The organism is Streptomyces sp. MUM 2J (assembly GCF_022414535.1).
Taxonomy (GTDB): domain Bacteria; phylum Actinomycetota; class Actinomycetes; order Streptomycetales; family Streptomycetaceae; genus Streptomyces.
Genome location: NZ_JADWYM010000009.1, coordinates 41228 through 54963 on the forward strand (window position 1 = coordinate 41228; position 13736 = coordinate 54963).

12 protein-coding genes are annotated in these 13736 nt (G+C 73.0%); 6 read left to right on the forward strand and 6 right to left on the reverse strand.

All coding sequences use genetic code 11. From position 1 onward, the window contains the following. The first annotated feature begins 280 nt into the window (after window positions 1-280). From I3F54_RS11060 to I3F54_RS11075, 4 genes are all read left to right on the forward strand, one after another. Window positions 281-1612 (forward strand): ABC transporter substrate-binding protein, encoded by a 1332-nt coding sequence (locus tag I3F54_RS11060; RefSeq protein ID WP_240118510.1) that lies wholly within the window; start codon window positions 281-283, stop codon window positions 1610-1612. Continuing rightward, entirely contained in the window at window positions 1609-2646 is a 1038-nt protein-coding gene (locus I3F54_RS11065; protein ID WP_240118511.1) for a carbohydrate ABC transporter permease, read from the forward strand. Before I3F54_RS11060 ends, I3F54_RS11065 begins: the two co-directional genes overlap by 4 nt. Beyond that, complete coding sequence (locus I3F54_RS11070) at window positions 2633-3532, forward strand: carbohydrate ABC transporter permease (RefSeq protein ID WP_240118512.1); 900 nt, start codon at window positions 2633-2635, stop codon at window positions 3530-3532. The genes I3F54_RS11065 and I3F54_RS11070 overlap by 14 nt, the downstream gene beginning before the upstream one ends. 105 nt (window positions 3533-3637) lie before the next feature. Next, complete coding sequence (locus I3F54_RS11075) at window positions 3638-5086, forward strand: GH1 family beta-glucosidase (RefSeq protein WP_240118513.1); 1449 nt, start codon at window positions 3638-3640, stop codon at window positions 5084-5086. A gap of 434 nt (window positions 5087-5520) precedes the next feature. Here I3F54_RS11075 and I3F54_RS11080 read toward each other — a convergent pair whose 3' ends face one another. The 3 genes from I3F54_RS11080 to I3F54_RS11090 all read right to left on the reverse strand — a co-directional run bounded on the left by I3F54_RS11080 (window position 5521) and on the right by I3F54_RS11090 (window position 9203). Next, entirely contained in the window at window positions 5521-6981 is a 1461-nt protein-coding gene (locus I3F54_RS11080; RefSeq protein ID WP_240118514.1) for a cellulose binding domain-containing protein, read from the reverse strand. 108 nt (window positions 6982-7089) lie between these two features. After that, window positions 7090-8499: a HAMP domain-containing sensor histidine kinase gene (locus tag I3F54_RS11085; protein WP_240118515.1), complete on the reverse strand. Its 1410-nt coding sequence runs from the start codon at window positions 8497-8499 to the stop codon at window positions 7090-7092. Then, the gene (locus I3F54_RS11090; protein ID WP_240118516.1) at window positions 8496-9203 is read right to left on the reverse strand and encodes a response regulator transcription factor; all 708 of its coding nucleotides are present in this window, start codon (window positions 9201-9203) and stop codon (window positions 8496-8498) included. Before I3F54_RS11090 ends, I3F54_RS11085 begins: the two co-directional genes overlap by 4 nt. A 166-nt stretch (window positions 9204-9369) precedes the next feature. Here I3F54_RS11090 and I3F54_RS11095 point away from each other — a divergent pair, with 166 nt between their 5' ends. Continuing rightward, window positions 9370-9894, forward strand: coding sequence for a hypothetical protein (locus I3F54_RS11095; protein ID WP_240118517.1), 525 nt, complete (start codon window positions 9370-9372; stop codon window positions 9892-9894). A gap of 59 nt (window positions 9895-9953) precedes the next feature. Here I3F54_RS11095 and I3F54_RS11100 read toward each other — a convergent pair whose 3' ends face one another. After that, window positions 9954-10823 carry a spermidine synthase gene (locus I3F54_RS11100; RefSeq protein WP_240118518.1) on the reverse strand — a complete coding sequence of 290 codons (870 nt, stop codon included), beginning with the start codon at window positions 10821-10823 and terminating at the stop codon, window positions 9954-9956. A gap of 48 nt (window positions 10824-10871) precedes the next feature. Then, window positions 10872-11312 (reverse strand): hypothetical protein, encoded by a 441-nt coding sequence (locus I3F54_RS11105; RefSeq protein WP_240118519.1) that lies wholly within the window; start codon window positions 11310-11312, stop codon window positions 10872-10874. Window positions 11313-11612: 300 nt separating this feature from the next. Between I3F54_RS11105 and I3F54_RS11110 the strand changes: the two genes are divergently transcribed. Continuing rightward, window positions 11613-13034: a tetratricopeptide repeat protein gene (locus tag I3F54_RS11110; protein ID WP_240118520.1), complete on the forward strand. Its 1422-nt coding sequence runs from the start codon at window positions 11613-11615 to the stop codon at window positions 13032-13034. 86 nt (window positions 13035-13120) lie between these two features. On the opposite strand, the gene I3F54_RS11115 is transcribed toward I3F54_RS11110, so the two are convergent. After that, window positions 13121-13726 (reverse strand): histidine phosphatase family protein, encoded by a 606-nt coding sequence (locus tag I3F54_RS11115; RefSeq protein WP_240118521.1) that lies wholly within the window; start codon window positions 13724-13726, stop codon window positions 13121-13123. Between the last annotated feature and the right edge of the window lie 10 nt (window positions 13727-13736).

Here is a 13736-nt window from a genome sequence, read left to right on the forward strand (position 1 = left end):
GCCCGAGGGGATCGGCCACCGTGGGGCCGGCCTCGCGGCCCGACTTCGAATCGTAGAGTCCGCTTAACGGCCCGATAACTGAACACATTTCTCGGCGTCCACTCCCTTGACACCCCCGGGCGAACCTAAGACTCTTCAACACATCACTTGTGGGAGCGCTCCCACACTACCTGACACATACACGTCCCGCACGTTCCCCGCCCGAGCCGCAGCGAGCACGAACGGGCCCAACCACAGCAGTTGGCCGGGGGGTCGGCACGTCAGGCAACAGGAGGACGCAATGCGCACGAGTACCCGCCGGTCCCACCGGGTGACGGCCCTGGCCGCCGTCGCCGTGCTGGCCACGGGACTGCTGGCAGGCTGCGCCGGCGACGACGACACCTCGTCCGCCTCGGACAACGGCGGGGGTGGGGGCAGCGGGGGCGGCGGGATCACGCTGACCGTCGGCACGTTCGGCACCTTCGGCTACAAGCAGGCCGGCCTGTACGACGAGTACACGAAGCTCCACCCCGACATCACGATCAAGGAGAACGTCACCACCCGCACCGACGTCTACTGGCCCAAGGTCCTCACCCGCCTGCAGGCCGGCTCCGGCACCGACGACATCCAGGCCATCGAGGTCGGCAACATCGCCGAGGCCGTGCAGACGCAGGCCGACAGGTTCGTCGACCTCGGCAAGGACGTCGACACCTCGCAGTGGCTGGACTGGAAGAACGCCCAGGCCACCACCAAGGACGGCAAGCTCATCGGGCTCGGTACCGACATCGGCCCGATGGCCATCTGCTACCGCAGGGACCTCTTCGAGAAGGCCGGCCTGGAGACCGACCGCGCCAAGCTCGCCGAGATGTGGAAGGGCGACTGGTCCCAGTACGTCGCCCTCGGCAGGGAGTACATGAAGAAGGCGCCGAGCGGCACCAGGTTCGTCGACTCCGCCTCCTCCGTGTACAACGCCGCGCTCGGCGGTGGCGAGGAGCGGTACTACGACAAGGACGGCAACGTCATCTGGGACCGGTCCGCGGGCGTGAAGAAGGCCTGGGACGCCGCCATGGCCGTGGCCACCAGCGACATGTCGGCCAAGCTCAAGCAGTTCGACAAACCGTGGGACCAGGGCTTCGCCAACGGCAGGTTCGCCACCGTCGCCTGCCCCGCGTGGATGATCGGCTACATCCAGGAGAAGGCAGGCGACGCCGGCAAGGGCAAGTGGGACATCGCCGCGGCGCCCACCGCGGCGAACTGGGGCGGCTCGTTCATCGGCGTGCCGACGGCGAGCAAGCACCGGAAGGAGGCCGTCGCGCTGGCGAAGTGGCTGACCGCGCCGGAACAGCAGGAGAAGGTCTTCGCCAAGCAGGCCAGCTTCCCCTCCACCCCGGCGGCCTACGGCAACCTGACGCCGCAGCCCGACACCCTGGCCTACTTCTCGAACGCGCCGATCACCCAGATCTACTCCGACGCGGCCAAGACGATCCCGACGCAGTACTTCGGCACCAAGGACCAACCGATCAACACCGCGCTCACGGACGTCGGCATCCTGCAGGTGGAGCAGAAGGGCAAGACCCCTGAGCAGGGCTGGGAAGCGGCCGGCAAGGAGATCAAGGACGTGCTCGGCCAGTGACCGGTTCTGAGCAGGCTCTCACGCATCCCGCGTCGAGCGCCGGTACCGCGCCCGGTGACCAGCCGGGCGCGGCCCGCCGCGCTCAGGGTCGCGGTCGGCCGGCCCCGGGCGGCAGCTCGTGGCGCAGCCGGCTGTACCGCTGGGACATGAAGGCGTCGCCGTACGCGTTCATCTCGCCCTTCTTCGTGATCTTCGGTGCCTTCTCGCTGGTTCCGCTGCTCTACACGGCCTGGTACTCCCTGCACCATGTGCAGCTGTCCTCACTGGACCAGCAGACCTGGGCGGGGCTGGAGAACTACAAGAACCTGTTCTCCTCGGACTTCTTCTGGAACGCGCTGCGGAACACGTTCTCCATCGGCCTGATCTCCACAGTGCCGCAGCTGCTGGCGGCCCTGTGGCTCGCCCACATGCTCAACTACCGGCTGCGCGGCTCGACCGTGTGGCGCGTGGTGATGCTGACCCCGTACGCCACCTCGGTGGCGGCGGCGACACTGGTCTTCACGTTGCTGTTCGCCCCCGACAGCGGCATGATCAACTGGCTGCTCGGCCTGGTGGGCGTGGACCCGGTCAACTGGCGCGAGTCCGACTGGGGTTCGCAGCTCGCGGTGTCCTCGATCGTGATCTGGCGGTGGACCGGCTACAACGCGCTGATCTACCTGGCCGCCATGCAGGCCATCCCGGCCGACCTGTACGAGTCGGCGGCCATCGACGGCGCCAACCGCTGGCAGCAGTTCCGGAACGTGACGATCCCGATGCTGCGGCCGACCATCCTGTTCACGGTGGTCGTCTCCACGATCGGCGCGACCCAGGTGTTCGGCGAGCCGCTGCTGTTCGGCGGGGTCAGCGGCACCAAGGGCGGCTCCGAGCACCAGTACCAGACGCTCGGCCTGTACATGTACGACCAGGGCTGGATCGTCGGCAACCTCGGCAAGGCGTCCGCGATCGCCTGGTCGATGTTCCTGATCCTGCTGATCATCGCCGCCCTCAACCTGCTGGTCTCCCGATGGCTGAGGAATACCCATGCCCACCAGTGAAGTCACACTGCCCCAGAAGACCGCGGGCACCACGGCCCGGCGCCCGATACGGGTGATGGGTGCCGGCAGGCAACTGCACGCGGGTCCGGTGACCTACGTCGTCCTGGTGCTCTTCGCCCTCGTCTCGCTGGCGCCGCTGGTGTGGACGGCGATCGCGGCCTCGCGCACCAACACACGGCTGGCCCGGACCCCGCCGCCGCTGTGGTTCGGCGGCAACCTGTTCAAGAACCTCCGGACCGCGTGGGACCAGGCGGGCATGGGCACCGCCCTGTTCAACACCGTCTTCGTGGCCGGCACCATCACCGCCGGCACGGTGCTGTTCTCCACGCTCGCCGGGTTCGCCTTCGCCAAGCTGCGGTTCAGGTTCTCCGCCACCCTGCTGCTGCTGACGATCGGCACGATGATGATCCCGCCGCAGCTGGCCGTCGTACCGCTGTACCTGTGGATGAGCGACCTGGGCTGGGCCAACCACCTCCAGACGGTCGTCCTGCCGACCCTGGTCAGCGCCTTCGGCACGTTCTTCATGCGGCAGTACCTGGTGCAGGCGCTGCCGAGCGAACTGATCGAGGCGGCCCGGGTGGACGGCGCGAGCAGCCTGCGGGTCGTGTGGCACGTCGTCCTCCCGGCGGCACGCCCGGCGATGGCGGTGCTCGGACTGCTGACGTTCGTGATGGCCTGGAACGACTTCCTGTGGCCGATCATCGCGCTGAACGGGGAGAACCCGACCGTCCAGGTGGCGCTCAACCAGCTCGGCACCGGGTACATCCCCGACGACTCCGTCATCATGGCCGGCGCCCTGCTCGGCACTCTGCCCCTGCTGATCGCCTTCCTGCTCTTCGGCAAGCAGATCGTGGGCGGCATCATGCAGGGCGCGGTCAAGGGCTGACACCGCCGCCCCTCGGGGGCCGGGTCACCGCCGCCCCGCCCCCGCCCGTCCCTTTTCCCTTCCACGACCCCGTCGGTCTCCACGACCACATATGGGAGCGCTTCCATGCCTGTGCCCTCGAACCCGGTGACGCCCGCGACGGCCCCGGTGACCTTCCCTCCCGCCTTTCTCTGGGGCGCCGCCACGTCGGCCTACCAGATCGAGGGCGCGGTACGGGAGGGCGGCCGCACCCCGTCGATCTGGGACACCTTCAGCCATACACCGGGAAAGACGGCCGGCGGCGAGACCGGTGACATCGCTGTCGACCACTACCACCGCTACCGCGAGGACGTGGCGCTGATGGCGGAGCTCGGGCTGAACGCCTACCGCTTCTCCGTCTCCTGGTCCCGGGTGCAGCCGACCGGCCGCGGCCCGGCGGTCCAGGTGGGCCTGGACTTCTACCGCCGCCTGGTCGACGACCTGCTGGAGCGCGGCATCAAGCCGGCCGTCACCCTCTACCACTGGGACCTGCCGCAGGAGCTGGAGGACGCGGGCGGCTGGCCGGAGCGGGACACGGCACTGCGGTTCGCCGAGTACGCCCGGATGGTCGCCGAGGCGCTCGGCGACCGGGTGGAGCAGTGGATCACCCTCAACGAGCCCTGGTGCAGCGCCTTCCTCGGCTACGCCTCCGGCGTGCACGCGCCCGGCCGCACCGATCCTCCGGCATCCCTGCGGGCGGCCCACCACCTGAACCTGGCGCACGGCCTGGGCACCCAGGCGCTGCGCGCCGTCCTGCCGGCCCGCAACTCGGTGGCGGTCAGCCTGAACTCCTGTGTCGTACGGCCCCTTTCCCCGACCCCCGAGGACCTGGCGGCCGTGCGCCGCATCGACGACCTGGCCAACGGCGTCTTCCACGGGCCGATGCTGCACGGCGCCTACCCGGAGACACTGCTGACGGCGACGGCGAAGGTCACCGACTGGTCGTACGTCCTCGACGGCGACCTGCGCGCCATCCACCAGCCGCTCGACGCGCTCGGCCTCAACTACTACACGCCGTCGCTGGTGTCGGCGGCCGAACCGCAGCGGGGCAGCCCGGACGCGGACGGACACGGTGCCAGCGACCACTCGCCGTGGCCGGGCGCGGACGACGTGGCCTTCCACCAGACGCCCGGCGACCGCACGGAGATGGGCTGGACCATCGACTCCACCGGCCTGCACGAACTGATCATGCGCTACCGCCGGGAGGCCCCCGGCCTGCCCGTGTACATCACGGAGAACGGCGCGGCCTACGACGACAAGCCCGGCCACGACGGCCGGGTCCACGACCCCGAGCGCATCGCCTACCTCCACGGCCACCTGGCGGCGGTGCGCCGCGCCATCACCGACGGCGCCGACGTGCGCGGCTACTTCCTGTGGTCGCTGATGGACAACTTCGAGTGGGCCTACGGCTACGGCAAGCGCTTCGGGGCGGTGTACGTCGACTACGCGACGCTCGCCCGGACCCCCAAGTCGAGCGCGCTGTGGTACGGGCAGGCGGCGCGGACGGGGACGCTGCCGGAGCCCGGGGAGGTGTAGGGCCGGGGGCGCCCGGCTCCCGGGGCCCCGTGGTTCCCGGGAGCCGTGGTACCGGGGGCTCTTGGTGCCGGACGCTCTGGTGCAGGGCGCGGGGTTGCGGGCGCGTGCCCGAGGACGGAGCACGCCCTCGGGCGGCCGGTGCGTGCACCGCCCGCCCGGCGCCTCGCCGGCCCGTGGCACGGCCCGGCGCGGCACGCGACGGCCCGGCGCGGCACGCAGTGGAGAGCGTGCCGCGCCGGGCGCACGACCGGCCCGCGCGGCAAACGGCCGGCCCCGGGCGCCGGGCGGGCCGCTCAACCCGTCGGCGCCCGGGGCCGGCACGGCCGCCTCGGAGGGCGGGTCCGGGCGGCGCCCCGGCCGGCATGGGGGAAGGACCGGCCGGGGCGGGCAAGGGGCGACCGGGGTCCGTCGCTCCCGTCCGGTTCCCGGGTGGGTCAGTTGTAGGCCGAGAAAGCCTTCGAGAAGGCGAACGGGGACTGGTCGACGGAGCTGCACGTGGCGTCGGCCGAGGGCTTGGGGCCGCCCGGGCAGGCCTTGTCGCGGGTGGCGGACCACATCGACAGCCGGCCGAGACCCCTGGACTTGGCGAAGGACACCAGCTGGGTGGCGTCGCCGACCTTGAACACCTCCGACGCCACGTCGTTGACACCGATCATCGGGGTGACGGCGACGGCCTTCCACGCGGCGCTGTCGCTCAGCCCGAGGACGCTCTTGATCTGAGCCTGCGTGGCGGTGGCGGCCTGCTCGGCGTACGTGCCCATATCGCCGCTGTAGGCGGCTCCGTAGTCCATCGCCATGATGTTGACAGTGCTGGTTCGCACGCCGTTCTGCTTGGCATCGGCCAGGAGGTTGACGCCGTCCTGGGTGAGGCCCTCCGGCATCACCGGGAGGGTGAAGGAGACGTCCAGGTCCGGGTGCCGCCGCTGGAGTTCGGCGATGGCCCGGGCACGGCGGGTGTTGGCGGCCGTGTCGGGCAGGGCGCCGCCCTCGATGTCGAAGTCGACCTTGGTGAGCCGGTAGGCGTCGACGGCCTTGCCGTAGGCCGCGGCCAGGGCGTCCGCCGAGGTGCAGGAGGTGGCCAGCTCGGTGCCGGACGCACCGCCGAAGGAGACGCGCACGTCACCGCCCTTGGCGCGCAGGGCCCCGATCTGGGAGGCGACGCCGTCGCTCGCGAGGTCGGTCACGCCGCCCCACTTGGGCGTGCATCCGCCGCCGTCGGTGATGAAGGCGAGGTTGTAGTTCTTCACGCCGGTCGCGTCGGCGCTCGCGAGCAGGTCGAAGGCCGGGTAGAGGGAGGTGTCGACGTACGGGGCGAAGCCGGCCGTGGTGGCGGTGCCGGGGCTCTGCGAGGAGGTGGGGGTGGCTGTCTGCGTCGGCGTAGCGCTCTGCGTGGGGGTGGCTGTCTGCGTGGGGGTGGCGGTCGGGGTCGCCGGGTCGGTGGGACGGCCACTGGGCTCGGGGGTGGCGCCGCCGTCGGTGGAGCAGCTGTCCCCGTCGATGCGGCAGCCCGCCGGGTCGGCGGTGCCGTTGACCACGAATCCGACGGTCACCGACTCGCCGGCGGCCAGCCCGTCGGTGTCCCAGGCCGGAGGCGTGACGGTGACGTGCTGCCCGCTGACGCTCGACTCGCCGTCCCACAGGGAGCTGAGCGTGGAACCGGACGGCAGGTCGAACTCCAGCGTCCAGCCCTTGCCCGCCCGGCCGCTGTTGTTGGTCACGACGTACTGCGCGGTGTAGCCGGTGGACCAGCCACTGGTCCTGGTGTACGCGGCGCCGGTGCCGGCCGCCTGCGCGGTGCCCGTGAGCAGGACCGCGCCACCACCGACGACGGCCGCGGCGACCAGGCCCCCGATCGCCTTGTTCCTGACAGTGGTCTTCCGCCGGTGCGTGGTCATGCGTGTGCCTGCCTTCGCTGTTCACGGGGTGGGGTGGGCAGCACGCTAGCGACCGGAAGTCCGACAAATGACCTGTTCCCGGCCGGTGTTGACGAGCTTAGGGTGCGCTTAAGGAAGGGATCGGGGTGCATTAAAGGTCGAGACCAGTTTGCCCGGCCTGCGGCGCCGCACCGCGCCGCGGTGTCCCCGCCCGGAGGGTGTGCGCTGCCGCCCGTCCCGCTGGATCCAGATCCGCACCTCCGTGCCGCCCAGCATCGAGCGGCCGATCCGCACGTCGCCGCCCGTGGACTCCGCGAGTCGGCGCACGATGTCCAGGCCGAGCCCCGTGGAGCCGTCGCTGCCCGAGCCCCGGCCGCGCGCCATGGCCACCTCGGGGTCGGCGATGCCCGGGCCCGCGTCCGAGACGAGCACGATCACGGCGTCCTCGCCGCTGTGCACGTCGACCGCGAAGGCGGTGCCCTCGCCGGTGTGCCGGAAGACGTTGCCGAGCAGCGCGTCGAGTGCGGCGGCCAGGTCGGCGCGGGCCACGGGCGTGCGCACCGGGCGGTCGACGCCGGCCAGCCGCCAGGTGCGGCCCTCGTCCTCGGCGAGCGCCGACCAGAACTCCATCCGTTCCCGCACCACTTCGGCGGCGTCGCACCCGGCGCCCGGCCCGGCCGCGACGGTCTGCGGCTTGGCCTCCCGGGCCGTGCGGATGATGGTGTCGACCTCGCGTTCCAGCTGCTCGACCGCGGCCCGGGTCTGCTCGGCGGCGGGACCGTCACCGAGGGAGGCGGCGTTGAGCCGCAGCACGGTCAGGGGGGTGCGCAGGCGGTGCGACAGGTCGGCGGCCAGCTCGCGTTCGCTGGCGAGGAGTTGGACGACCTGGTCGGCCATGGAGTTGAACGCGACGGCGGCGAGCCGCAGTTCGGTCGGCCCCTCCTCGGGCACCCGGGCGCCCAGCCGCCCCTCCCCCAGCTCGTGCGCGCCCTCGGCGAGGCTCTGCGCGGGCCGCACCATCCGCACCCCGAGCCGGTCGGCGACGGCGACCGACCCGACGACGAGGGCGGCCCCGACCGCGGCGAGCACCGCCCAGGCCGTGCCGACGCCGTTGCTGACCTCGGCCTCGGGGACGTACACCTCGACCACGGCCATCGCCCCCGTGCTCAGCGCCACCGGCTGCAGCAGCGTCGACCCTCCGGGCACGGCGGTGGTGGAGGCGCGGCCCAGTCGGCGCACGGTGGCGATGTCGCCGTCGGCGGCGCGCTGCCGCCCGAGGTCGACGGCCGGCCGGTCGCCGCTCGCGGGGATGTGGACGGCCATGCCCGCGTCCGACTCCGCGGAGGCGAGAACCCTTTCCAGCTGGTCGCGGTCGGTGGTGATGGACAGCGCCGGGACGACCGCGGCGGCCACCCGTTCGGCGTTGGAGAACGCCCGGTCCCGGGCCATCTCCTTGATGACGAGGCCGAGCGGGACGGCGAAGGCGACCACGACCATGGTGGTGACCGCCAGGCAGACCCGGACCAGTGCCCATCTCATCGCGGCGGCTCCCCTTCCGCGGGCGGCTCCAGCTTCACGCCCACCCCGCGAAGGGTGTGCAGGTAGCGGGGCCGGGCGGCCGTCTCGCCCAGCTTGCGGCGCAGCCAGGACAGGTGGACGTCGATGGTCTGGTCGTCGCCGTAGGACTGCTGCCACACCTCGGCGAGCAACTCCCGGCGCGGTACGACGACACCGGGCCGGCCGGCCAGGAAGGCGAGCAGGTCGAACTCGCGCCGGGTCAGGTCCAGCCGCGCTCCGTCCAGTTCGGCCTCGCGGCGCGTCGGGTCGACGGTGAGACCGCCGACCCGGATGACCGTGGGCGGGGGCGCCTCCCCGGCGAAGGAGCGGGCGCGGCGCAGCACGGCCGCCATGCGCGCCGAGAGGTGCTCCACCGAGAACGGCTTGGTGAGGTAGTCGTCCGCGCCGGCGTTGAGCAGCCGGACGATCTCCGCCTCGTCGTCCCGCGCGGTGGCGATGATCACGGGGACGTCCGTGATGCCGCGTAGCATCTTCAGGGCCTCGGAGCCGTCCAGGTCGGGCAGTCCGAGGTCCAGGATCACCACGTCGAAGCGGAAATGGGCGACCTCGCGCAGCGCTTCCAGCGCGGTCCCGACGCTGCGCACCGTGTGGGTGGCGTCGGTCAGATGCCGGATGAGCGCCGAGCGTACGAACTGGTCGTCCTCGACCACGAGCACACTTGCCATGCGCCGCACCGTACGCCATGCGGTCGACGGGCATCCGGGCCCTGTGGACAACTTCCGCCCTGTGGACGCCTTCCGCCCGTGAGGGCACCTTCCGTCCCGTCGGCGATCGGGGAGCGTTCCCCGTCGGCGGGACACCGACGGGGCGCGTGAGGCAGTATGGCCGACGATGCGCAGAGGACTCCTACACGTACTGGCGTGGTCGCTCGCCACGGGCGCGGCGGTCACGCTGTCGTGGTGGGGGGTGCACTCCGTGATGGCGGGCACGGCCTACGATCCGCCGCGTGCCCTGCCCATCACGGCGGCCGACGCGACCACGCAGAGGTCCGCGCCGCTGGCGTCGTCGACGCCGCGGCCGAGCCCGTCCGCGGCGTCCTCCTCACCGCAGCCGGCGCCGAGCCCGACGTCCCCGCGGCCCGCGCCGCCCACCCCTGCGGCGGGCACCGCACCCGGCCCCTCCGCCACGGCCTCGGGCCGGGTGAAGGGCTACGACACCGACGGTGGCCGGGTGGTGTTCGACATCCGCACCGCGGACGCCTCCCTCGTCTCCGCCACGCCCGGGCCGGGCTGGTCCATGCAGGTGTGGAAGACGGAGGCGTGGATCCGGGTGGAGTTCACCTCGGGTGCGGACCGGGTCTCGGTGTTCTGCACCTGGCACGACGGCCCGCCGCGGGTGGAGGTCGGCACCTACTGACGCGGCGCGCGGCCACGCGCCCCCGTGCCCCGCCGGGCCGCGGTCCCCCGGCCCAGCCGTCAGCGGAACACGGACGGCGGCGGCGCGGGTGAGGCGACGGCCCGCGCGTCCGTGACGGGGACCGCGCCGCCGGTGAAGTCGACGAGCGCGCGGCCGTGCTCCACCCGGCCCGGGTGGGGGTCGGAGGCGGCGCGGCGGGTGAGTTCCGCGAGCGGCAGCGGGGCGTCGCAGGCGACGAGGACGGCGTTGCCGAACCGCTTGCCGCGCAGCACCGCCGGGTCGGCGAGAAGGGCGAGTTCGGCGAAACGCGCCGCGGCGGTGGCGACCTGCCCGCGCAGGTGGGCCAGCGGCGGCCCGTCGGCGAGGTTGGCGGTGTACAGGCCGCCGGGCTTCAGGGCCCTGCGGACCTCGTCGAGGAACTCGGTGGAGGTCAGATGGGCGGGGGTGCGGGCCCCGCTGAAGACGTCGGCGATGACGAGGTCGGCCCAGCCGTCGGGCACCTTGGCGAGCCCTTCGCGGGCGTCCGCCGACCGAACGCGTATCCGCGCGTTCGGATCCAACGGCAGTGTCCGCCGGATGAGTCGGACGAGGGATGCGTCACGTTCGACGACCTGCTGGGTGGAGCGGGGGCGGGTGTCGGCGACATAGCGGGCGAGGGTGAGTGCGCCGCCGCCGAGGTGGACGGCGTGGATCGGCCGGCCGGGCGGGGCGGCGAGGTCGACCACGTGGCCGAGGCGGCGCTGGTACTCGAAGGACAGGTACGCCGGGTCGTCGAGGTCGACGTGCGACTGGGGCGCGCCGTCGAGCAGCAGTGTCCAGGCCCGCGGCCGGTCCCGGTCCGGCACCAGCTCCGCGAGCCCGCCGTCGACGCCCTCGACGATGGGTTCCGCGGCGGCCTGCCGGCGCCGGGGTTTTCTGGACCTGCCCACTCGGCCATTATGCGGAGCCGCACGTCGGCCCGCGCGCCCGGGGCGGCCTCAGCGGCAGCTGTCCGCCGCCTCGATCAGCCGGGCCGCCTCCCCCAGCGCGGCGCGCAGCACCGCCGGGTCGGTCGCCAGGTCCGCCTCCCCGGGCGGGACGAGCCAGTCCGAGCCTTCCACCGGCGGCTCGGGCGGGGCCAGGCCGGCCCCGCGGCCGTCGGTCTCGGTGCAGGTGCTGCCCGGCACGTCCCAGCGGGCCGCGGTTCCGGGCGGGACGAGGAAGCCCAGCGTCTCGCAGCCGTCGTCGTGCAGGACGGGGCCGACGGCGTCGATCGCGCCGCGCCGCAGGATGTCCACCGCCTCCAGACCCTGCCGGGTCGGCACCGTGACCAGGTCCCAGGCGGCCCGCGTGGCCGGGGGTGCGTCGCACACCGGGCTCGGCGGGCGCCCTGCCGTCGGCGGCGCCGTACAAGGCTCGATGCTCTGGCTGGTCTCCATCCCGGCCTCCACCACGGAACCCCTCCGAAACACCTTGCGCGACCCCGCGAGAACGTCTTGTGCGGTCCACAGCGTCCAACGCGTCTCCGCGTCAACGGCTACGGCTGAAGTCCGCCGCAAAGGATGGCAGTTCATGGCAGATCGCGGATGAGATATCCGGTTTGTAGCCAAACACCGCGTGGCGGCTCCGCCCCAGCAGGTACGTTCTTGCCCGCTGGAAACAGGTGATCAGACCGGCAAACCGGTCAACTCGCCCGGTGCTCCGGCATGGTTCGACGGTTCGCACGAGAGGACCCGGCCATGGCGTCGTCCACGCTGAACGCATCCCAGACGTCCCAGCCCGACCGGCCACCGCGGCCCAACCTCGCCTTCCGGGAGGTGCGCGGGCGACGGTCCCCGGCCGAGTTCGCCGCGCTGGTACGGCGGGCCGCCCGCGAGATCGGGGAACGGGTCAGCTGCGACGCGCGCTACATCGGCCGGGTCGAGGCGGGCGAGATCCGCTGCCCCAACTACGCCTACGAGCGGGTGTTCCTGCACATGTTCCCCGGCCGCACGCTGACGGACCTGGGGTTCACGCCCCGATCGGCCGTCCGCGGGCGCAGGCCGCGGACCGCTGGGACGCAAGTCACCGGCGATCCGTACGACACGCCGGCCGCACACGACACGCAGAATCCGTACGACACGCACGACAACCACGAGGAGAGCGACGTGCTGCGTCGCGCATTCATGACCGGCGGGGGCGCCACCGTAGCCGCCGCCTCGCTGGGCCCCTTCGGCCCCGCCCCCGACGCCGCGGCGGCACGACGTCCCGCAGGCCGGCCGGGGGCGGGTGAGGCGAGCGCGCTGGAGGAGGCCGTCCGCAGGATCCGCCTGCTCGACGACCGGCACGGCGCCGACGGCCTGTACCGGCGCGCCGCGGCCCCGCTGCGTGCCGCGTACGCGCTGCTGGACGCCGGCGCGACCCGGCAGGCGACCGCCGACCGGCTCCACTCCGGCGCCGGCGAACTCGCCATCTCGGTCGGCTGGCTGGCCCACGACTCCGGCCGCTTCGACGACGCGCGCTCCCACTACGCGGAGGCCCTCGCGACCGCCCGGATGACGGGGGACGACGCGCTGGAGGCGCACGCCTTCTGCAACGCCGCGTTCCTCGCCCGGGACGCCGGGCGCCCGCGCGAGGCACTGCGCGCCGCGCAGGCCGCCCAGCGCGTGGCGCGCCCCCTGGGCTCCGCCCGCCTGATGTCGCTGCTGGGGCTGCGCGAGGCGGGCGGCTGGGCGGGGCTCGCCGACCGCGCCGCCTGCGAGCAGGCCCTGGTCCGGGCACAGGCGTTGTTCGCGCGCGGCACCTCGGACTCCGACCCGGAGTGGATGAGCTTCTACGGCGAGGCGGAACTGGAGGGCCTGGAGGCGCAGTGCTGGTCCGCGCTGGGCGACTGGCGGCGCGCGGCACAGCACGCCCGGCGCGCGGCACAGCTGCAGGACCCGCACTTCACCCGGAACACCGCGCTGTACACGGCCGAACTGGCCGACGACCTCGCACGCGGCGGACGGCCCGACGAGGCCGCCGTGGCCGGGATGCGGGTACTGGACCAGTTGGGCGAGGTGCAGTCGTCACGGATCCGGACGATGCTGGCGGGGACCGCGCGGGTGCTGCTGCCGCACCGGCGTGCCTCGGGTGTGTCGCAGTTCCTGGAGCGGCACGCCTCGCTGCCCCGGACCGCTTGAACCGGGTCGGCCGGCGCCCGCCGCCGGGATCGGTGGGCACGGCGCGGCACCGCGGGGCGCGCCTCCCACGGCCACCGGTGCCGCGCCTACGGCAGCTGCCCGGCCAGGTGCCCCAGGTCGTTCCAACTGTCGATGGCGGGTTCCCCGTAGGCCCAGCCGAGGACCGACAGGGAGGTCGGGTTCAGGCGTATCCGGGCCGCGAAGTCCAGCGGGAGTCCCAGCCAGCGCGCGCCGATGGAGCGCAGGATGTGGCCGTGGGCGAAGACCAGGACGTCGCGGTCGGCGGAGCGGGCCCAGGCGACGGCCTCGTCCGCGCGGGCGGTGACGTCGGCGAGGGACTCGCCCCGGGGGACACCGTCGCGCCAGATCAGCCAGCCGGGGCGGACGGCCTGGATCTCGTCGGGGGTCATGCCCTCGTACGCCCCGTAGTCCCACTCCATGAGCGTCTCCCAGGTGACCGCCCGGTCGCCGAAGCCGGCGATTTCGCACGTCTCACGCGCGCGTGCCAGCGGGCTGGTGCGGACCTCGGCTCCGGCGAGACCGTCGAAGGGGACCCGGTTCAGCCGCCGGCCGAGCAGCTTGGCACCCCGGCGGCCCTCCTCCAGGAGGGGGACGTCCGTCCTGCCGGTGTGCTTGCCGGACAGCGACCACTGGGTCTGTCCGTGCCGGGCCAGCAGGATGCGCGGTGCCATGAGCGGCCTT